The organism is Sphingomonas sp. UYP23, assembly GCF_054059235.1.
Window position 1 is genome coordinate 4,139,626 of sequence record NZ_JBSSBX010000001.1, and the last position, 19,218, is coordinate 4,158,843.

The window sequence follows — 19,218 nt, forward strand, 5'->3', positions numbered from 1 at the left end:
GGTTAGAAAGGGATCGGGCTCGCGTTGGCGGCGTTCGATCGACCGCGGCTTGCACGGCGTTGCCAGTTGCTGGCGGCGTAGGAAAGTCGCACAAAAGTCTCACCATCGCCGGGATTTTTCGGAATCTCGCTGGTCGGAAGTTTTTTCGTCGGAATATCCCTCTCGGTGTTTGATCAAGATAGGGAACTATCGAGCATCGGAGGTAACACTATCACATTTTCGGTTTGTAGGACAGAATTGCCCGACTGACCAAATTCGGTGGATTGCCGCCATCGCCCACGACCGTCGCCCCGGCGGAGGCCGGGGCCGCCACGTTTTGGACCGGCCGCGCGCCCAGCCATTCAATGGCCCCGGCCTGCGCCGGGGCGACGAAGTTTAGGATGTCTGCTTCTGGGTGGGGAGCTGCCGTCGACCGCCCCCCGCAGATGGCGATTGGGTCTTATAAATCTATGCTGGCAGGTCGATCTTTACCGCGCTCGTTTGGCCGGATACCGGCACAAACAGCAGAAGCACGCCGCTAATGATCCCCAACGCGCCGCGAACGTAACGCTTTTGCTTCAAGTAAGCGAAACCAGTCGCAATGCAGTAGCAGGCCGCGACCAAACCTACGGCTGTCCAGACCCAGATCATCTCGGCTTCTCCGACATTGGCGTACAGGGGGCGTCGATGTTCATCCCTCGGTCGTAACCGCTTCTCGGGGCGATCGCTATTAGTCGATTTCTGCCCGACCCCTTTTTCGCCCAATAGCTGCCGGTCGGCTTTTGCGACGGGTGATCGCGCTGGCGGCGCTCGAACGGCGATAGTTGGTGGGAAGCAGCCATTAATCTTTGGACGGTCCATCCGCGACGTATCGTATCGTGACCGAGCCTCTCGGCCTTCCATTGCCTCCCAAACGTCTGATCGTTTGACCTGCGAGTTCCGCAGTGTGGACAGTTACCAGCAGTTCTGTCGGGGATGTCCATACAAGCTTCGGTCTAAGAGAATGTATAGCGCCTCCAGCTTCGAGCGGCCCCTCATAGAACGAGCCGTTGTCACCGTTTGCGGGTTGGGCGTCGATACGCAGGCTGAACTGGTTGCTTTCTCCGAGATTATAATCGTCTTCGGTAAGCGTCGCTTGATATGGTGATGTTGACGCTGGAATCGATTTCCAGCTTTTCCGATCGTGTTGAGGCGATCCACAACTCGATCAGAATATCAATATCACAAGCCAGCGCACCGTATTCTCCTAACTCGTAGGCAATCTACTCGGAACGCGAATGTCCGCAACTGGTCGCTACCGGCCGCACGATTCTCACCGCCTAGTGGAGCGAAACCAGAACGCGGTACCTGGACCCGCCCCTCCCCCCTCTCAGTCCTCCCGCACCTCGGTAATCCCCAGCAGCTTCAGCTTCCGGTGCAGCGCCGACCGCTCCATCCCGATGAAGTTCGCCGTCCGGGAGATATTTCCCGAGAAACGCCGGATCTGCACGCGCAAATACTCGCGCTCGAAGGTCTCGCGCGCCTCGCGCAGCGGCGAGCCCATGATCGCCGTGCCGCTCCCGCCGAGTTCGCCCGGATCGCCGAGGATATCGGCGGGCAGCATGTCGAGGTCGATCCGTCCGATCCGGTCGCCCGGCGCCATGATGATCGTGCGTTCGACCACGTTGCGGAGCTGGCGGACATTGCCCGGCCATTCGTACGATTGCAGCGCGACCATTGCGTCGGGCGCGACCTCGGGGGTCGGCACGCGGCGTTCCGAGGCGTAATGCGCCATGAAATGGTCGATCAGCGCGGGGATGTCCTCGCGGCGCTCGGCGAGACCGGGGATCGCGACGGGCACGACGTTGAGGCGATAATAGAGATCCTCGCGGAAGCGCCCCTCGGCGATCTCGTGCGTGAGGTCTCGCGCGGTTGCCGAGACGACGCGGACGTCGACCTTGACGATGCGCTGCCCGCCGACGCGGCTGAAGCTCTGGTCGGTCAGGACACGTAGGATGCGGCCTTGCGTGGCGAGCGGCATGTCGGCGATCTCGTCGAGGAACAGCGTCCCGCCATGCGCCTGTTCGAGCAGCCCCGAGCGCACGAGCTGCCCCGCTTCCTCGGCACCGAACAGCTCCTCCTCGACGCGTTCGGGCGTCATCCGGGCTGCATTGACGATGACAAACGGCGCATTGGCGCGCTGGCTCCAGCCGTGGAGCAGCCGCGCGGCGACTTCCTTGCCGACGCCGGCCGAGCCCATGATCAGCACGCGACTGCCCGTTGCGGCGACACGCTTCAAGGTCGCGCGGACGCCGTTGATCGCCCCGGAATTGCCGGTGAGATCGTTATTCTGGCCGACCGATTCGCGGAGAGACGCGATCTCGCGACGCAGGCTCTCGGTCTCGGTTGCGCGCGCGACCATCAGCAGCAGCCGCTCGGCCTCGAACGGCTTTTCGATGAAATCGGCGGCGCCGCGGCGGATCGCGGCGACCGCGGTGTCGAGATTGCCGTGCCCTGAAATCATCAGCACCGGGATCGACGGATCGCGCCGCTTGATCTCGTCGAGCAGTTCGAGCCCGTCGAGCCGCGAGCCGTGGAGCCAGACGTCGAGCAGCACGAGCGACGGGCGCCGCACCGAGATCGCCTCGAGCGCGGAGTCGCTGTCGGCGGCCACACGCGCGCCATAGCCTTCGTCTTCGAGGACGCCGGCTACGAGGTCTCGGATGTCGCGTTCGTCATCGACGACGAGGATGTCGAGGGGCATGGCTCAGGTCCGGTTCTGCAAAAGGGCGGGAACGGGCGTGGCGGCGATGCCCCCATCGCCTCCATCACCCTGGTCGAGAGTGGCGAGCATCGCCGTGTCGAAACGCACGGTGACGATCGTGCCCCCCCCGGGGCGGTCGGCAAACGCGATCGTGCCGCAATGCTCCTCAACGATCTTCTTGACGATGGCGAGGCCGAGCCCGGTGCCACGCGCGCGCGTGGTGACATAGGGCTCGACGATACGGTCGCGATTGGCGGGCAGGCCGATGCCGGTATCGGCGACGGTCAGCGTGGTACGCCCCTCACCTTCGCTCAGCGTCATCGCGATCTCGGCGGAGGACGCGTCGGTATGCGCCTCGACCGCTTCGACAGCGTTCTTGACGATGTTGGTCAGCGCCTGGCCAATCTGGCGGCGGTCGCACACCAGGCTTGGGCCGGGATCGTCATGCGTCAGCGTGAAGACGATGCCGGGATGCGCGACTTCGTGGAGGAACATCGTCTGGCGCGCGAGATCGACGAGCGATTCCTCGCGGAACACGGGTTTCGGCATCCGCGCGAACGAGGAGAATTCGTCGACCATCCGGCGCAGATCGCCGACCTGGCGGATGATCGTCTCGGTCAGGCGGGCGAAGGTGGTGTCCTCGGGGTCGATCTGCTTGCCATAGCGCCGCTGGAGGCGCTCGGCGGCGAGCTGAATCGGGGTCAGCGGGTTCTTGATCTCGTGCGCGATGCGGCGCGCGACATCGGACCAGGCGGCGCGGCGCTGGTCGAGCAATTGCCCGGTGATGTCGTCGAAGGTCAGGATCGGGCCCTCCGCCGCGCGCGTCACCTTGACCGCGAGCGTGCGCGCCTCCCCGCCGCCCGCGCCGAGTTCGACGATCGCCTCGCGCTCCTTGCCCTCGACGAGCGCTGCGAGTTCGGGCGAGATCAGGCTCAGCGGCTTGCCCGCGAGCGTCTCCTCGACGCTCTCGAGCAGGGTGATCGCCGAGCGGTTGATCAGCCGGATCGTGCCGTCGGGCGCAACCGAGATGACGCCCGCGGTCACCCCCGACATCACCGCCTCGATCAGCGCACGGCGGCTCTCGAGCGCGCTGTTCTGCGTCTGGAGGCGGCTGGTCATGCCGTTAAAGGCGTTGGCGAGCGTTCCGACTTCGTCATCGGTCGTCGGTGTCGGGACGCGCGCGCCGAGATCGCCCGCCGCGACGCGATGTGCGGCTGCGACGAGTTCGCCGACCGGGCGGACGAGGCGATCGGCCACGGCGAGCGCAATCCACACCGCGATCGCGACGATCAGCAGCGAAATGGCGAGCAGCGCGGCGTTGAATTTCAACTGCAGCGACCGCGCCTTGACCAGCAGATCGCGGTAGGTCGACAACACTTCGGTGCTGCGGCGCGACTGCTCTTCCATGACTTTGACGTCAGAGATTGCAACGCTCAGGAAATACTGGTCGGTTGTCCCGGGTATCGCGGTAAGTGTCTCGATGCGATTGCCCTTGACGGTCGTCACGCTCGGCGTCCCGCTCCGTACCCGGTTGAGATCGGTAACCGTGATCTCGTTACGCAAATCGAGCTTGTCAGGGTTGATCGCGTAGATCGGCTGGATGTCGTTCCGGGGACTGGCGGAAAAGATGAAACCGTCCGACAGGCTACGGAAGTAAATCTGGTAAAAGAATATGTTTTCGAACGCTGGCGAGCCCGACTTGAACTCGGGATAACCGGCAATATCCTGCGCCGCGGTCACGGTTGCTTGCTGCCAGCGCTTGAGCATCTGCTGATACGATGTCTTCGCGACGCCCGTCGCGTTCTCGATCATGTCGCGCGCCTGGTCGGAATACCAGAATTGAACGCCGTACTGGAACAGCAACGAGGCGAAGATCACGACGAGCAAGGTGGGCACGGCGGCGACCATCGAGAAGATCGCGACCAGCCGGACGTGGAGCCGCCCGCGCCCGCCGATCGGCGAGCGCGCGGCGCGCCGCATCGCGACGCGGCGGCCGAGCAGGACGAGCAAGGCGACGCCGGGCAGCAGATTGGATACGAGCAGCAGCGCGACCACGCCGGGGCTGAGCAGGCTCTGCGACGCAGCCCCGCTCGCGATCACGAAATAGCTCGCCACCGCGATCGCGACCGCGCCGGCGACGACCGAAAGCTCGAGCGCTGGCGTCACGCTGATCCACGACCGCGCGGCCGGGAGAGGCACAGGAGAGGCCGAAGCTTCGCTCATCGTGACATTGCTACAACGGTTGCGTTGCAAGGAAAACACACAATTCGGGTATTTGTCGCACTTCAACACCCATCGAGCGTCCCGGCGGCTCGTTCAGGGATCGATTCCAAGTACGTCCAGGCGCTTTCGCAGCGTGTTGCGATTGATCCCGAGCGCACGCGCGGTCCGCAGCTGATTCTGGCCATGGCGCGCGAGCAGCGTCTCGATCAACGGACGTTCGACCTCGGCGATGATCCGATCGTAGAGCGTCCCATCGTCGAGCGCGGCGGGTTCCTCGATCGCGAGTCGCTCGATGCGCGCTCGGATCGCCGCGTCGATCCCGGCGTCTCCGACCACCGCAACCGCTGGCATGGCGCCGCCGAGCATCGCGCGGATCTCGCCCGCGTCGATCCGCTCGTCGCGTGCGAGCACCGCGACGCGACGCATCATGTTCTCGAGCTCGCGGACGTTGCCGGGCCAGTCATAGGCTTCGAGCACCGCGATCGCATCCGAGTCGAGCTGCTTGCGCGGCAGCCCGTCCTCGGCCGCGCGGTCGAGGAAGTGCCGTGCGAGCAAGGCGATGTCCTGTCGCCGGGCGCGCAATGCGGGGAGCATCACCGGGACGACATTGAGGCGGTAGAATAGATCCTCACGGAACTGGCCGGTCGCGACGAGCTGTGCGAGCTCGCGATTGGTCGCTGCGACGATGCGGACGTCGGCGCGGATCGTCCGCGCCCCGCCGACCGTGGTGAACTCGCCCGATTGCAGCACGCGCAGCAGCCGCGTCTGCGCTTCCATCGGCATGTCGCCGATTTCGTCGAGGAACAGCGTGCCCCCCGCGGCCTGCTCGAAGCGCCCGGCCGAGCGTGCCTGCGCGCCGGTGAAGGCGCCGCGTTCGTGACCGAACAGCTCGGCCTCGATCAGTTCGCGCGGGATCGCCGCCATGTTGAGCGCGAGGAAGGGCGAGCGACGGCGCGGGCCGAGGTCGTGGATCGCGCGGGCGACCAGTTCCTTGCCGGTGCCCGATTCGCCCGAGACGAGCACGGTGAGGTCGTTCGACACGACGCGCGCGATGATGCGATAGACGTCCTGCATCGCGGGTGAGCGCCCGATCAGCGGCAGCGCGCGGTCCTCGGCTTCGATCGGCTCAGCGATGCCCCCCGACCCGCGCGCGAGCGCGCTCTGGACGGTCCGCGAGAGCGCATCGAGATCGAACGGCTTGGGCAGATAATCGAACGCGCCGACCTCGGTTGAGCGCACGGCGGTCGTCAGCGTGTTCTGCGCCGATAGCACGATCACCGGGAGCCCGGGATGCGCGCGCACAACGCGATCGACCAGGTCGAGCCCATTGCCGTCGGGCAGCTTGACGTCGCTGATCAAGACGTCGGGCAAGGCGGTCGCAAGCTGGACCTCGGCCTCGGCGATCGTCGCGGCGGTCAGCACGCGGTGGCCGTCGCGCTTCAACGCCTGCCCGACGACAGTGCGGATCGCAGCATCATCGTCGAGTACGAGGATTCTGCCGGTGCGACTCATGCGTCACCCCGTGGGAGCATGATACGGAAGACGGTCATCGGCGGGGCTCCTTCGCGCGCGAACTGGATGATCCCGCCCATGTCGCGGACGAGCTTGTCGACGAGCGCGAGGCCGAGCCCCTGCCCCTCGGGCTTGCCCGAAATGAACGGGTCGAACAGATGTTCGGCAATGTCGGCGGGCGGCCCGGGACCATTGTCGATCACGCAGATCTCGATCGGCAGCGGCCGCCGCGGCTTGCCCGGCGCAGGCGCGACCGCCATGCCGTGGCGATAGGCAGTGGCGAGCGTGATGCGCGCATCGGCCTGCTCGCGCGTCGCTTCGCTGGCATTCTTGAGCAAATTGAGCACGACCTGCAGCGTCGCGTCGCGGTCGATCTGAACGGTCGGCAGCGACGGATCGAAGCGCTCCTCGATCGTCACATGCCGTGCGAAGCCGGCGAGCGCGACGCGGCGTGCATGGCCGAGCAAAGGATAGATGTTCTCAGGCGCGAGCTTGAGCGGACGCGTATCGGTGAAATCCTGCATCCGGTCGATCAACGCAGCGATGCGGTCGACTTCGGTCGTGATCAGCGTGGTGAGCTCCTCGGCCCCCTTCCCCTTTGACAGCAATTGCGCCGCGCCGCGGATCCCCGAGAGCGGGTTCTTGATCTCGTGCGCGAGCATCGCCGCAGCGCCGATCGCGGCGCGCGCGGCCGCGGCGCGATCTGCGCTATGGCCCATGCGGCGCGAGGTCGCGGCGTGGTGCAGCGTGATCGTATGCCAGCCGGGATGATCGGCGACACGCGTCTCGATATAATCAACACGGATGGTGGCGCCGCGCTTGAGCGCGATCTCGGTATCGAACGCGGCGAGGCCGTGATTGTCGCGCGCGTTCGGCTGGCTGGGCGGCGTCATGATCGAGACGAGCGGATGCCCGAGCATCGCGCGTTCCGACAGGTTGAGCAGCGTTTCGCACTCGGCATTGGCGAAGACGATGCATCCGCCATCGTCAACGACCAGCACCGCCACCGGCAGCGCCGCGAAGAGCTCGGCGAACCCTGGCCCCCCGATCGCCTTCACGCGGCGGCGCGGCTGCACCAAGGCGCGTAGAACTCGGCGAGCATCGCCTGCACCGCCTTGGGGTCGGGGATCTGGTTGACCTTGTTGCGAAACTCGGCCGAGCCGTGAAGGCCACGCGTGTACCAGCCGATGTGCTTGCGGGCCATATTTACCCCGGTCTCGTTGCCGTAATGACTGAGCATCGCTTCATAATGCTCGGCGATCACGCGATACTGCTCCTCGATCGAGGGATCTTCGACGCGGCGGCCGGTGGCGAACCACTCCATCACCTGCCCGAGCAGCCACGGGCGACCGTAGGAGCCGCGACCGATCATGATGCCATCGGCGCCCGACTGGTCGAGCGCCGCCTCGGCATCCTCGATCGAATTGATGTCGCCGTTGGCGATCACCGGGATGCTGACCGCGTCCTTGACCGAGCGGATGAACGCCCAATCGGCACTGCCCTTGTACATCTGGTTGCGCGTGCGACCGTGGACGGTGACGAGCTTTACGCCGAGATCCTGCGCGATCTGCGCGAGTTCTGGCGCATTGAGGCTCGCATGGTCCCAGCCCATCCGCATTTTCAGCGTGACTGGCACGCTGACCGCGTCGACCACGCCCTTGATGATTGCGCCCGCGGTGTCGAGATCGCGCATCAGCGCCGAGCCGGCATCGCCATTGGTGACCTTGCGCACCGGGCAGCCCATGTTGATGTCGATGATCGCAGCGCCGCGATCCTCGCTGAGCTTGGCCGCCTCGCCCATTTCATACGGCGTGCAACCGACGAGCTGCATCGAGACCGGATCCTCGATCGGCGCCCAGGCAGCCTTTTGGAGTGACTGGCGCGTCTCGCGGATCGCCGCCTGGCTCGCCACCATCTCGGTGACGTTAAGCCCCGAGCCGTAGCGCCGCACCAGCGTGCGGAACGGCATGTCGGTGACGCCCGTCATCGGTGCGAGAATCACCGGCGAGGCGATCGTCACGGGGCCAATCTGAAGCGGGGCGAGGGTGCGCGAAGTCACTGGAAGAGTCTGCCTGAAAAACGGGCAGCCTATAGGGGAAAGCGCGGGAACCGGCAAGCATGTGCGGCTGGGCTGGCGGGGCGCTTCGGCTTGGGCTAGGCGCTCATCGCATGACGAACCCCCGCACTGGCGCGTTGATCGTCGCCGCCGGAACCGGCGTGCGCTCGGGCAGCCGCATTCCCAAGCAATATGCGCCGCTCGGCGGCAAGGCCGTTTTGGCGCATTCTTATGCCGCCCTTTGTGCGCACCCGGCGATCGATCGGGTGATCGTGGTGATCGGTGCGGGTCAGGAAGCGGCGCTGCGCGACGCGGTCGGTGACGTCGAATATGTGATTGGTGGCGCGACGCGACGGCTGTCCGTGCTGGCCGGGCTGGCAGCGCTGGCCCAGGATCGTCGCCCCGCCGAAGGCCGGGGCCGCCCCGTTTCCGCGGGAGACGCCGGCCCCATGGCGGTCCCGGCCTCCGCCGGGGCGACGAATGGGGTTGAGCGCGTGCTGATCCACGACGCGGCCCGCCCGTTCCTCACCGCCGCCGTCATCGACCGTCTCCTATCCGCTCTAGACGACCATGACGGTGCCGTCCCCGCCCTCCCCGTCGCCGATACGCTCGCCAAGGGCGAGACCGATCTCGGCGAGACCGTGTCGCGCGACTCGCTGCATCGTATCCAGACGCCGCAAGCCTTTGCCTTTTCCACCGCCCTCGCCGCGCATCGCGGCTGGCCAAATGACGAAGCGGGCCACGAACCGACCGACGACGCGCAGATGGTGCGCGCCGCCGGGGGACGCGTCGCCTTGGTCGCAGGAGATCCCATGCTCGAAAAGATCACCCACCCCGCCGATTTCGCCGCCGCCGAGGAACGTCTCGCCACAACGCTGCGCACGCGCATGGCGACGGGGTTCGACGTCCATCGCCTCGAAGTCGGCGAGGAGCTCTGGCTCGGCGGCGTCCTGATCCCGCACGACAAGGGGTTGTCGGGGCATAGCGATGCGGACGTCGCGCTGCACGCGATCACCGATGCATTGCTGGGCACGATCGCGGCGGGCGATATCGGCACGCACTTCCCGCCGAGCGACCCGCAATGGCGCGGGGCCGACTCGGCGCAGTTCCTGCAGCACGCGGCTTCGCTCATCACCGAGCGCGGCGGGATCATCGATTTCGTCGATCTCACGCTGATGTGCGAAGAGCCCAAGATCGGCCCGCACCGCGCCGCGATGCGTGACCGGATCGCAGACCTCTTGCAGCTCGACGCGGATCAGGTCAGCATCAAGGCGACGACGACCGAGCGGCTCGGCTTTACCGGGCGCGGCGAGGGCATAGCCGCGCAGGCGGCGGCGACGGTCCGGGTTCCGGGGGGCAAGCGATGAAGCGGCTGACGACACTCGCAGCATTATGGTTCGGGGCGACCGCAACGGTCGCCGCGCAGGCCGCGCCGGCCGACCTGCCGTGCCTGACCGAGCAAGAGGGGCAATCGCTCGTGCTGGTCGCGCTGCCCGACGTGCTCGATGCGGTCGGCAAGGCCTGTGCAAGCACTCTGCCGCCGACCGCGACATTGCGGGCTGGGCTCCCTGCCTTGGTCGCGCGCTACCGGGTCGATGGCGATTCGGCGTGGAACGCAGCGAAGCCCGCGATCGGCAAGCTCGGCGGCGAACAGTTGCGCGGGATGGACCCCGACGTGATCCGCCCGCTGGTGAGCAGCTTGCTGGGTCCGTTGGTCGTCAAGGATCTCAAGCCGGGCGATTGCCCGCGGATCGACCGGATCACCGGCCTGCTGGCGCCGCTGCCGGTCGGCAATACCGCAGCCCTTGTGGTTCAGCTGTTCCTGCTGGGCAGCGACTATTCGAAGAAGCGCGCGCCTTTCACGATCTGCCCGACTCATGGATAAGCGCGACACCATCCTTCCGGCCGAACTGGTCGCGGCGGCGCGCAAGGTGGTCGCAGCCAACCTTGCGGCCGGACGCCGTATCGCGCTGGCCGAAAGCTGCACCGGTGGCCTGGTCGCCGCGGCGCTGACCGAGATTCCGGGGTCTTCCGAAATGTTCGAGAGTGGCTTCGTGACCTATTCGAACGACGCCAAGCTCGAGATGCTCAACGTTAGCGCCGATGTGCTCGAGACGTTCGGCGCGGTGTCGGTGGCGACCGCGTGGAGCATGGCGCAGGGCGCGCTCGAGGCAAGCGGTGCGGACGTGGCGGTGGCGATCACCGGAGTGGCGGGGCCCGGCGGCGGGACCGAGAAGAAGCCGGTCGGCACGGTCGTCTTTGCGCGCGCCGAGCGTGGAGCCGATCCGGGGCATGTCGTCGCGGATCGCAAGGATTTCGGCGATCTCGGCCGCGGTGGCGTCCGGCTTCAGGCGGCGCTGTGTGCGCTCGAGCTGCTGCTGCCGCCGGAAGTCGAAGGCGCGGCGTAAAGCACTGCGGCGCGCTCCTCGAACGCACCGATCATCTTCCGAAGCGCGGTGCCGAACACCTGGCCTGCGAGCATCTCGAACACGCGGTTCTTGAACGCGAAGTCGACCGTGAAATCGACCGCGCAGCCCGTCCCGTCGGGGCGGAACACCCAGTCGTTGCGCAGATATTTGAGCGGTCCGTCGAGATACTCGACATGGATGCGATTCGGGCGCTCCTTGTCGACCTTTGACGTAAAGGTCTCGCGCAGCCCCTTGAACCCGACGATCATGTCGGCGGTCAGTTCGGTCGCGCTGCTCGAGCGGACGCGAATCGCCGAGACCCAGGGCAGGAATTCGGCGTATCGGCCGACATCGGCGACCAGATCGAACATCTGCTCGGGGCTGTAGGGCAATCGCCGCGTTTCGGAATGGCGCGGCATTACCGGACCGCGAGCTTCGCCTCTCGCGCCGCACGCAGGCGGGCGAAATCGTCTCCGGCGTGATAGCTCGAGCGCGTCAGCGGCGAACTCGCGACGAGGAGGAAGCCCTTGGCACGTGCAATCGCGGCATAGGCGTCGAACGCCGCCGGCGTGACGAAATCGAGCACCTTGGCGTGGCGCGGCGTCGGCTGAAGATATTGTCCCATCGTCAGGAAGTCGATCTCGGCGCTACGCATGTCATCCATCACCTGATGCACTTCAAGCCGCTCCTCGCCGAGCCCGAGCATCACGCCCGACTTAGTGAAGATCCGCGGATTATGGCGCTTGACGCTCTCGAGCAGCCGCAGCGACGCGTAGTAGCGCGCACCAGGGCGAATCGTGGTGTAGAGCCGCGGCACGGTCTCGAGATTGTGGTTGTAGACGTCCGGCCCCGCCTCGACGATCGACTCGATCGCGGCCTGCGCCTTGTTGCGGAAATCTGGGGTGAGGATCTCGATGCTCGTGTTCGGTGTCGTGGCGCGCAACGCCTGGATCACCTTGACGAATTGCGACGCACCGCCGTCGGGCAGATCGTCCCGATCGACCGAAGTTACGACGATATGCTGCAAGCCCATCTGCGCCGCCGCATCGGCGACGTTTTGCGGCTCGAGTCGATCGACCGCGCGAGGCATCCCCGTCTTGACGTTGCAGAACGCGCAGGCGCGCGTGCAGGTGTCGCCGAGGATCATCACCGTCGCATGTTTCTTGCTCCAACATTCGCCGATGTTGGGGCAAGCCGCCTCCTCGCACACCGTCGTCAGGCTCTTCGAGCGCATCAGTTCGCGGGTCGCGGCGAAGCCGGCCGAGGTCGGTGCCTTGACGCGGAGCCAGTCGGGCTTGCGTTCGCGGGGCGGACGGGCGAGCGGGGACATCTCGTTCATGGCTGTGCAGATAGCGATTGGCGTCGCCGCTTGCCACCCCCTCTTCTTATCCGATAAAAGCGCTGCATGACCGATTTCAGCGATCTCATCGGCGGCTATCGCCGCTTCCGCGTTTCCGACTATGTCCGCCAGCGCGATCGCTGGGCGGAACTGGCCGAGGGGCAGAGCCCGAAGGTGATGGTGATCGCCTGCTCGGACAGTCGAGTCGATCCAGCCCAAGTGTTCGATACGTCGCCGGGCGAGATCTTCGTCGTCCGCAACGTCGCCAATCTGGTGCCCCCATTCGAGCTCGACGGGTCGCGCCATGGTGTCTCGGCGGCGCTCGAATTCGCGGTGAGCCAGCTCAAGGTCGGCGAGATCGTGGTGATGGGCCACGGCTCGTGCGGCGGCGTCCATGCGGCGCTGACGCGCGCGTTCGAGGGCAAGGCGCCAGGTGAAGGCGGCTTCATCGCGCATTGGATCGACATGCTCGATACGGCGCGTGACCGGATCGTCGCCGAACACGGCACGGGCCCTGCCGCGATTCGCGAGATGGAACTCGAAACGGTCCGCGTCAGCATCGCCAATCTGCGCAGCTTCCCCAATATCCGCGAGGCCGAGGCGGCCGGCGCGCTGCGGCTGCGCGGCGCCTATTTCGCGATTGCCGATGGGGTGCTGCACGTGATGGACGACACGGGCAATTTCGCACCTGCGTAAGGTACACAATTGCCCGAGTCGTTACGTTCGCGTAGCGCACATCGCATGAGACCCAACACGCTGCGGACCTTGCGCCGCTATCACCATTATCTGGGCCTGTTTTTTGCGCCGATGATCCTGCTGTTCTCGGTGAGCGGCGCGTTGCAGACCTTCCGGCTGCAGGAAGCGCGCGGCTATGGCGGCACGCCGCCGAACTGGATCGTCTGGCTGGCGAGCGTTCACAAGGATCAGGGCCCGCCGCGTCCGCCGCGCGCGGAGAAGCCCAAGCCGCAGGCCGAAGCAGGCAAGCCGCGCGGCGAGGCCGAGCGCGCCGGGCCGAAGCGCCCTTCGCCCCTGCCGCTTAAGATCTTCGTCGTTTTGCTGTCGATCGCGTTGTGCGCTTCGACCCTCACCGGCATAGCGATCGCGCTGTCGATCCGTTCGATGCGGCGGGTTTCGATCGCGATGCTCGTCGCAGGCACGATCGTGCCGATCGTCCTGCTCTGGATCTGACCCGCCGCAGGCCTTGGCGCTAAAGCCCCAACGCCTTTCGCGCGATCGCTTCGACTTCGGGATCGAGCTCGGGGGGCGTCATGTCGATATGCGCCTCGAGTTGCTCGGCGATGGCCGTCAACGCGGCAATGCGCCCGGCTTTCTTGTCGTTGCCGTCGATCACCGTCCATGGCGCCCAGCGCGTGTCGGTCCGCTTGAACATGTCGTGCATCGCTTCGAGATATGCTGGCCGCTTCTCGCGGTTGCGATAATCCTCGGCGCCGGTCTTCCAGCGCTTCCAGGGATGATCGAGCCGGTTCGCCAGGCGCTTGTCCTGCTGCTTCTGCGAGACATGGATGAACAGCTTGACGATCGTCGTGCCAGCATCCGCCTGTTGCGCCTCGAATTCGTTGATCTCGTCATAGCCGCGCTTCCACTCGGCGTCTTTCGCGAAACCCTCGACCCGCTCGACCAGCACCCGGCCGTACCAGCTGCGATCGAACACCCCGATGTCGCCGCAGGCCGGCAGTTTCTGCCAGAAGCGCCACAGGAAATGGTGGTCGAGCTCGTCCTGGGTCGGCGCCTTGATCGGCCAGACTTCGAAGTTGCGTGGGTCCCACTCGGCGCAGAGCCGCTGGATGATGCCGCCCTTCCCCGCCGCGTCCCAGCCCTCGAACAGCACGATCGCGCGCTTGCGGTGGACGATATGCGCGACCTGGATATGCGCGAGCCGCTTTTGCAGTTTGGCGAGATCGGCGTCGTAGTCGCCGTCGTAGGACTTGCCCGATTCGTAGTCGGAGAGATCGATGCTCATATCCCCCTCCTGCTCGCGAAAGGGGTTAGGGGCGGGAATGTCGGGGAAGCTGGCATGGGGATGACATGCCCTCCCCCAGCCCCTCCCGCAAGCGGGAGGGGAGATTTAGGGCAGCCCCTCCCGCACGCGACAGGGCGTTAAGGCGCGTTAGGCGGGACGAACGGCTTCGTCAGCCGGCTTGGCCGTCGCTACGCCCGCGGTCGAGCGCAGGTTGAGTTCCTTGAGCTGCTTGGGCGTCGCGAAATTAGGCGCACCCATCATCAGATCCTCGGCCTTCTGCGTCATCGGGAAGGTGATGACCTCGCGGATGTTGGGCTCGTCGGCGAGCAGCATGACGATGCGATCGACGCCAGGTGCCGACCCGCCGTGCGGCGGGGCGCCGAACTTGAAGGCATTGATCATGCCTGCGAAGTTGGTGTCGACATCGGCCTGGGTATAGCCGGCGATCTCGAACGCCTTGTACATGATCTCGGGGCGATGGTTACGGATCGCGCCCGACGACAGCTCGATGCCGTTGCAGACGATGTCATACTGATAGGCCAGAATGTCGAGCGGATCCTTGGTCTCGAGCGCTTCCATCTCGCCCTGCGGCATCGAGAAGGGGTTGTGGCTGAAATCGACCTTCTTGGCGTCCTCGTCATATTCGAACATCGGGAAATCGACGATCCAGCAGAATTCGAAGCGCTTGTCGTCGATCAGGCCGAGCTGGTCGGCAACGCGCGTGCGGGCGAGGCCGGCGAGCTTGGCGGCCTGCGCCGCCTTGCCGGCCGCAAAGAAGATGCCGTCGTTCGGGCCGAGGCCGAGCGCTTCGGCGATCGCCTTCATGCCGTCCTGGCCGTGGTTGTTGGCGATCGGGCCGCCGAACACGCCGTCCTTCTGCGTCGCATAGCCGAGGCCGGGGAAGCCTTCGCTCTGCGCCCAGCTGTTCATCTCGTCGAAGAACTTGCGGCTCTTCTCGTGCGTGTTCGGCGCGGCTATCGCGCGGACGACATCGCCGCCCTCGACCATCGACGCGAAGCGGCCGAAGCCCGAGCCCTTGAAGTGCTCGGATACGTCGGTGATGATCAGCGGGTTGCGCAGGTCGGGCTTGTCGTTGCCGTACTTGAGCATCGATTCACGATACGGGATGCGCTTGAACGGCAGCGCCGAGACGGAGCGGCCCTTGCCCTGCCAGTTGGCGAACTCCTCGAACACGCCATGGAGCACGGGCTCGATCGCGGCGAACACGTCGTCCTGCGTGACGTAGCTCATCTCGAAATCGAGCTGGTAGAATTCACCCGGCGAACGGTCGGCGCGCGCATCCTCGTCGCGGAAGCACGGCGCGATCTGGAAATAGCGGTCGAAGCCGGCGACCATCAGCAGCTGCTTGAACATCTGCGGTGCCTGCGGGAGCGCGTAGAACTTGCCGGGATGGACGCGGCTCGGGACGAGATAGTCGCGCGCGCCTTCAGGGCTCGACGCGGTGAGGATCGGCGTCTGGAATTCGGTGAACCCCTGCCCGATCATCCGCTGGCGCAGCGACGAGATGACATTCGAGCGCAGCAGGACGTTGGCATGAAGCCGCTCGCGGCGCAGATCGAGATAGCGATACTTGAGGCGGATTTCCTCGGGGTACTCGGCCTCGCCAAACACCGGCATCGGCAGCTCGTGCGCGACCGACTGGACCACGACGTCGCGTGCACGGATCTCGATTTCGCCCGAGGGCAGGTTGGCGTTCACCGTCTCGGCCGAGCGGGCGACGACGTCGCCGGTGATCGTCACGACCGACTCGGGGCGCAGCTTGTCGAGCACGGCGTGCGCCGGGCTGTCGCTGTCGGTGACGATCTGGGTGATGCCGTAATGGTCGCGCAGATCGACGAACAGCAGATTGCCGTGATCGCGCTTGCGATGGACCCAGCCCGACAGCTTGACCGTGGTGCCGACGTCCGCGGCGCGGAGCTGGGCGCAAGTATGGGTGCGATAAGCGTGCATAGATCTTCTCATGTTCGTCGCCCCGGCGAAGGCCGGGGCCGCTGTGTATCGGAGCGCAATGCGTGACAACGTAACGGCCCCGGCCTCCGCCGGGGCGACGGCGAATATGGTCGATGCGCTTCCCTCTACAACCCACCTTTGTCAAGGCGCGCGGGCCTCGCTAAGGGGTGGTGATGCATATCCATCCGCTCATCACCGACAGTGCCACCCTCGCCAATCTCTGTGCCCGAATGTCGCAAGCCGATTTCGTCTGCATCGATACCGAGTTCATGCGCGAGAATACCTTCTGGCCGGAGCTCTGCCTGATCCAGATCGCCGATGAGAACGAAGCGGCGGCGATCGACCCGCTCGCGCCGGGGCTCGACATGAGCCCGCTGCTCCAGTTGATGGTCCATAACGAGGACGTGCTGAAGGTCTTCCATGCCGGCGGGCAGGATCTCGAAATCGTCTACAACCTTACCGGCACGACGCCGCATCCGTTGTTCGACACGCAGGTCGCAGCGATGGCGCTGGGGCAAGGCGAGCAAGTCGGTTACTCCAACCTCGTGGATGCATGGCTCGGTATCACGGTCGACAAGGGCGCGCGCTTCACCGACTGGAGCCGCCGTCCGCTCGATGCGCGCCAGATCGAATATGCGATCGGCGACGTGACGCATCTCGCCAAGATCTTCCCCAAGATGCTCGAGCGCCTCCGCCGGACGGGCCGCGGCGCGTGGCTCGACCAGGAGATGGAGCGCCTCGGCGATCCGAAGAATTACGCCAACGATCCCGAGGAAGCGTGGCGCCGGATCAAGGTGCCGAGCCGCAAGCCTGACGTGCTCGGCCGCCTCAAAGCGCTCGCACGCTGGCGCGAGATCGAGGCGCGCGGGAAGGATCTGCCGCGCGGGCGGATCGTCAAGGACGAGACGATCGCCGATCTGGCGGGCCATGCGCCCAAGCGGCAGGCCGATCTCGCCAAGGTGCGCGGGCTCTCGGCGACCTGGGCGCAGAACGATATCGGCGCGCGGCTGATGGCGGCGCTCGAGCATGCCGAGCCGATGTCGGCCGACGAACTGCCGTCGCGCGATGACCGCAAGCCGGGGATGGGCAAGGATGGGGCGCTGGTCGCCGATTTGCTCAAGCTGCTGCTCAAGATCCGCTCGAAGGAGATCGACGTCGCGGCGCGGTTGTTGGCGCGGACCGACGACCTCGACGCGCTTGCCGCAGGCCAGCGCGAAGGGCTGTCGATCCTTCAGGGTTGGCGGTTCGAGCAGTTCGGGCGCGATGCACTCGATCTGGTCGAGGGACGGCTGGCGTTTGCGGTGGTCAACGGCAAGCTCAAGATGACGCGGACCGAGGATATCGCGGTTTAACTCGGTCAGCCGGCGGGTTTAGCCACGCGCCGTCACCCCGGCCTTGTGCCGGGGGCCACCGTGCCGCGCGAGGTGCGGCTGCTGGGTGTGCATCCCGGATGACTCCGGGACGAGCCCGGGGTGACGGAGTGGGTTCCGCACGCCTATTCGACGATGACCGCCTTGCGCCCCAGCGCTGCCGCCAGCGAGGCATGCCGCCGTTCGACCGTCTCGCTGTACAGCGCAATGTCGCTGCTCTTCACCTTCAAGGTCACCGTCTCGCCATCGTCGTCGAGCGACGAGCGCTGCAGTGGCCCGGCGAGCCCGCCGCTCATCCGCTGCCCAAGGCGCATCGCCAGCCCCCAATGCACCGCCCGCTTCAAGTCGAGCGGATCGGCGAGCACCGCGAGCGGCGCCGGCGTATTGACCCCGCCGCCGAGACTCGTGTGGAGCGCCTGCGCGATCAACGCGCGACCGCGGGCATCGACGGCGACCCAATTGCCGTGGAGCGCGACCTCGACGCCGCGCTCGGCGCGGAATTCGGGATTGGCCCGCCAGCCGACATCGGCGAGCAGGCACGCCGCCAGCCGCAGCCGTGCCATCTCGGGCCGGTCGCGCGTGAACAGCGGCGCGATCCAGCGGTCGAGCAGATCGCCATGCTCGGCGAAGCGGCCGTGGCGCCGGCCTTCGTCGCGTGTCGCGACGATCAGCGGGTCTTGCGCCCGGACGTCCGGTTCGAGAGCCCCGTAGAGCAGCCCCTCGCGCAGCCCGAACGCCGAGACGACCGTGGTGTCGCTGCCGATATGCTTGAGCAGCGCAACGAGCAGTGTCGTTGCGTCGCTCAGCGTTGCAGCGCGCGCTGCGGACAGGCCGGGGATCGCGCGCAGCCAGCTCTTGTTGACGTGACTGATCGTCCGCCCCATCCGCGCGATCGCCTCGGCCGACATGGCATATTCGTGGATCACGGGGAGCGGATAGCTGGCGAGGTGCATGTCGAGCCGCGCCAGCGCACGCCACGATCCGCCGACAAGATAGAGCGGGAGCCCTGCCCCCTTCCCCGTCCAGCCCGCGCGATCGAGCGCGCGCGCAACTTCGCGCTGCAATACGCCCGGGCCCTTGTCGCGGATCGCGCCGATGCGCAGCACGCCGAGCGGAAACGACACGCGCTCACCGACCTTGCCGCCGCAGATCCGGATCAGTTCGAGGCTGCCGCCGCCGAGATCGCCGACAATGCCGTCGGCGCGCGGGATCGCCGACAGCACGCCGTATCCAGCGCCCGTCGCCTCCTGCTCGCCGCTCAACAACTCGACGTCGAGGCCGAGATCGTGCGCGGCATCGAGCAGGACCTTGCCGTTCGATGCGTCGCGTACCGCGGCGGTCGCGACGGTGCGCAATTGTGTCACCTCCATCTCTCGCGCCACCGCCGCGAAGCGCGCGAGCGCGTCCTTGGCGACCGCGATCCCCGATTCGGCGATGGCACCGGTCTCGGCCATGCCGCGACCCAGCCCAGCCATGACCTTCTCGTTGAACAGCGTCGCCGGAAGCCGCTCGGGACCCTGATAGACGACGAGACGGATCGAATTCGATCCGATGTCGATGATCGCGGTGCGCGGCTCTAGCCAGGTGTCGGAGACGGGATCGCGGCCCTTCGCCAAGGATGGAGCGACGGGCATAT

The 19,218-nt window shown here is 66.2% G+C and carries 17 protein-coding genes; 6 read left to right on the forward strand and 11 right to left on the reverse strand.

Going from position 1 to position 19,218, the window contains the following annotated elements; translation table 11 throughout:
• Positions 1 to 447: 447 nt before the first annotated feature.
• From ACVWYO_RS20360 to dusB, 6 genes are all read right to left on the reverse strand, one after another.
• Positions 448 to 630, reverse strand: a complete 183-nt coding sequence (locus ACVWYO_RS20360) for a hypothetical protein (protein ID WP_457353942.1) — start codon at positions 628 to 630, stop codon at positions 448 to 450.
• Positions 631 to 1,348: 718 nt separating this feature from the next.
• Positions 1,349 to 2,722 (reverse strand): nitrogen assimilation response regulator NtrX, encoded by a 1,374-nt coding sequence (gene ntrX, locus ACVWYO_RS20365; RefSeq protein ID WP_140848707.1) that lies wholly within the window; start codon positions 2,720 to 2,722, stop codon positions 1,349 to 1,351.
• 3 nt (positions 2,723 to 2,725) lie between these two features.
• A complete protein-coding gene (locus ACVWYO_RS20370; protein WP_457353945.1) occupies positions 2,726 to 4,945 on the reverse strand; it encodes a sensor histidine kinase in 2,220 nt (739 codons plus the stop codon).
• A 93-nt stretch (positions 4,946 to 5,038) separates the two neighbouring features.
• Complete coding sequence (gene ntrC / locus ACVWYO_RS20375) at positions 5,039 to 6,457, reverse strand: nitrogen regulation protein NR(I) (protein WP_457353947.1); 1,419 nt, start codon at positions 6,455 to 6,457, stop codon at positions 5,039 to 5,041.
• The gene (locus ACVWYO_RS20380) at positions 6,454 to 7,536 is read right to left on the reverse strand and encodes a two-component system sensor histidine kinase NtrB (protein WP_457353949.1); all 1,083 of its coding nucleotides are present in this window, start codon (positions 7,534 to 7,536) and stop codon (positions 6,454 to 6,456) included. Before ACVWYO_RS20380 ends, ntrC begins: the two co-directional genes overlap by 4 nt.
• Positions 7,512 to 8,516: a tRNA dihydrouridine synthase DusB gene (gene dusB, locus ACVWYO_RS20385; RefSeq protein WP_457353951.1), complete on the reverse strand. Its 1,005-nt coding sequence runs from the start codon at positions 8,514 to 8,516 to the stop codon at positions 7,512 to 7,514. Before dusB ends, ACVWYO_RS20380 begins: the two co-directional genes overlap by 25 nt.
• Before the next feature lie 110 nt (positions 8,517 to 8,626).
• Here dusB and ispF point away from each other — a divergent pair, with 110 nt between their 5' ends.
• From ispF to ACVWYO_RS20400, 3 genes are read left to right on the forward strand one after another with little or no spacing between them, the layout of a single operon-like run.
• Positions 8,627 to 9,880: a 2-C-methyl-D-erythritol 2,4-cyclodiphosphate synthase gene (gene ispF / locus ACVWYO_RS20390; protein WP_457353953.1), complete on the forward strand. Its 1,254-nt coding sequence runs from the start codon at positions 8,627 to 8,629 to the stop codon at positions 9,878 to 9,880.
• Entirely contained in the window at positions 9,877 to 10,398 is a 522-nt protein-coding gene (locus tag ACVWYO_RS20395; protein ID WP_457353955.1) for a hypothetical protein, read from the forward strand. The genes ispF and ACVWYO_RS20395 overlap by 4 nt, the downstream gene beginning before the upstream one ends.
• Positions 10,391 to 10,921, forward strand: a complete 531-nt coding sequence (locus ACVWYO_RS20400) for a CinA family protein (RefSeq protein WP_457353957.1) — start codon at positions 10,391 to 10,393, stop codon at positions 10,919 to 10,921. The genes ACVWYO_RS20395 and ACVWYO_RS20400 overlap by 8 nt, the downstream gene beginning before the upstream one ends.
• On the opposite strand, the gene ACVWYO_RS20405 is transcribed toward ACVWYO_RS20400, so the two are convergent.
• Positions 10,861 to 11,340 (reverse strand): type II toxin-antitoxin system RatA family toxin, encoded by a 480-nt coding sequence (locus tag ACVWYO_RS20405; RefSeq protein WP_457353959.1) that lies wholly within the window; start codon positions 11,338 to 11,340, stop codon positions 10,861 to 10,863. The genes ACVWYO_RS20400 and ACVWYO_RS20405 overlap by 61 nt on opposite strands.
• Positions 11,340 to 12,260: a lipoyl synthase gene (gene lipA / locus ACVWYO_RS20410; RefSeq protein WP_457353961.1), complete on the reverse strand. Its 921-nt coding sequence runs from the start codon at positions 12,258 to 12,260 to the stop codon at positions 11,340 to 11,342. The genes ACVWYO_RS20405 and lipA overlap by 1 nt, the downstream gene beginning before the upstream one ends.
• Before the next feature lie 66 nt (positions 12,261 to 12,326).
• On the opposite strand from lipA, the gene ACVWYO_RS20415 reads away from it, so the two are divergent.
• Together ACVWYO_RS20415 and ACVWYO_RS20420 are read left to right on the forward strand one after the other, a co-directional pair.
• The gene (locus ACVWYO_RS20415) at positions 12,327 to 12,956 is read left to right on the forward strand and encodes a carbonic anhydrase (RefSeq protein WP_457353963.1); all 630 of its coding nucleotides are present in this window, start codon (positions 12,327 to 12,329) and stop codon (positions 12,954 to 12,956) included.
• Between the two features lie 45 nt (positions 12,957 to 13,001).
• Positions 13,002 to 13,448: a hypothetical protein gene (locus ACVWYO_RS20420; protein WP_457353965.1), complete on the forward strand. Its 447-nt coding sequence runs from the start codon at positions 13,002 to 13,004 to the stop codon at positions 13,446 to 13,448.
• 19 nt (positions 13,449 to 13,467) lie between these two features.
• On the opposite strand, the gene ACVWYO_RS20425 is transcribed toward ACVWYO_RS20420, so the two are convergent.
• Positions 13,468 to 14,241, reverse strand: coding sequence for a polyphosphate kinase 2 family protein (locus tag ACVWYO_RS20425; protein ID WP_457353967.1), 774 nt, complete (start codon positions 14,239 to 14,241; stop codon positions 13,468 to 13,470).
• A 147-nt stretch (positions 14,242 to 14,388) separates the two neighbouring features.
• Positions 14,389 to 16,212 carry an aspartate--tRNA ligase gene (aspS, locus tag ACVWYO_RS20430; protein ID WP_457353969.1) on the reverse strand — a complete coding sequence of 608 codons (1,824 nt, stop codon included), beginning with the start codon at positions 16,210 to 16,212 and terminating at the stop codon, positions 14,389 to 14,391.
• A 173-nt stretch (positions 16,213 to 16,385) separates the two neighbouring features.
• Between aspS and rnd the strand changes: the two genes are divergently transcribed.
• Positions 16,386 to 17,564, forward strand: a complete 1,179-nt coding sequence (gene rnd / locus ACVWYO_RS20435; protein ID WP_457353971.1) for a ribonuclease D — start codon at positions 16,386 to 16,388, stop codon at positions 17,562 to 17,564.
• Positions 17,565 to 17,707: 143 nt separating this feature from the next.
• Here rnd and ACVWYO_RS20440 read toward each other — a convergent pair whose 3' ends face one another.
• Positions 17,708 to 19,216: a Ppx/GppA phosphatase family protein gene (locus ACVWYO_RS20440; protein ID WP_457355075.1), complete on the reverse strand. Its 1,509-nt coding sequence runs from the start codon at positions 19,214 to 19,216 to the stop codon at positions 17,708 to 17,710.
• Between the last annotated feature and the right edge of the window lie 2 nt (positions 19,217 to 19,218).

What these genes read in the sequence shown, in the direction of transcription:
- ACVWYO_RS20360 (WP_457353942.1), bottom strand. Translation starts at nt 630, where the DNA reads ATGATCTGGGTCTGGACAGCCGTAGGTTTGGTCGCGGCCTGCTACTGC.
- ntrX (WP_140848707.1), bottom strand. Translation starts at nt 2,722, where the DNA reads ATGCCCCTCGACATCCTCGTCGTCGATGACGAACGCGACATCCGAGAC.
- ACVWYO_RS20370 (WP_457353945.1), bottom strand. Translation starts at nt 4,945, where the DNA reads ATGAGCGAAGCTTCGGCCTCTCCTGTGCCTCTCCCGGCCGCGCGGTCG.
- ntrC (WP_457353947.1), bottom strand. Translation starts at nt 6,457, where the DNA reads ATGAGTCGCACCGGCAGAATCCTCGTACTCGACGATGATGCTGCGATC.
- ispF (WP_457353953.1), top strand. Translation starts at nt 8,627, where the DNA reads ATGACGAACCCCCGCACTGGCGCGTTGATCGTCGCCGCCGGAACCGGC.
- ACVWYO_RS20395 (WP_457353955.1), top strand. Translation starts at nt 9,877, where the DNA reads ATGAAGCGGCTGACGACACTCGCAGCATTATGGTTCGGGGCGACCGCA.
- ACVWYO_RS20400 (WP_457353957.1), top strand. Translation starts at nt 10,391, where the DNA reads ATGGATAAGCGCGACACCATCCTTCCGGCCGAACTGGTCGCGGCGGCG.
- ACVWYO_RS20405 (WP_457353959.1), bottom strand. Translation starts at nt 11,340, where the DNA reads ATGCCGCGCCATTCCGAAACGCGGCGATTGCCCTACAGCCCCGAGCAG.
- lipA (WP_457353961.1), bottom strand. Translation starts at nt 12,260, where the DNA reads ATGAACGAGATGTCCCCGCTCGCCCGTCCGCCCCGCGAACGCAAGCCC.
- ACVWYO_RS20415 (WP_457353963.1), top strand. Translation starts at nt 12,327, where the DNA reads ATGACCGATTTCAGCGATCTCATCGGCGGCTATCGCCGCTTCCGCGTT.
- ACVWYO_RS20420 (WP_457353965.1), top strand. Translation starts at nt 13,002, where the DNA reads ATGAGACCCAACACGCTGCGGACCTTGCGCCGCTATCACCATTATCTG.
- ACVWYO_RS20425 (WP_457353967.1), bottom strand. Translation starts at nt 14,241, where the DNA reads ATGAGCATCGATCTCTCCGACTACGAATCGGGCAAGTCCTACGACGGC.
- aspS (WP_457353969.1), bottom strand. Translation starts at nt 16,212, where the DNA reads ATGCACGCTTATCGCACCCATACTTGCGCCCAGCTCCGCGCCGCGGAC.
- rnd (WP_457353971.1), top strand. Translation starts at nt 16,386, where the DNA reads ATGCATATCCATCCGCTCATCACCGACAGTGCCACCCTCGCCAATCTC.
- ACVWYO_RS20440 (WP_457355075.1), bottom strand. Translation starts at nt 19,216, where the DNA reads ATGCCCGTCGCTCCATCCTTGGCGAAGGGCCGCGATCCCGTCTCCGAC.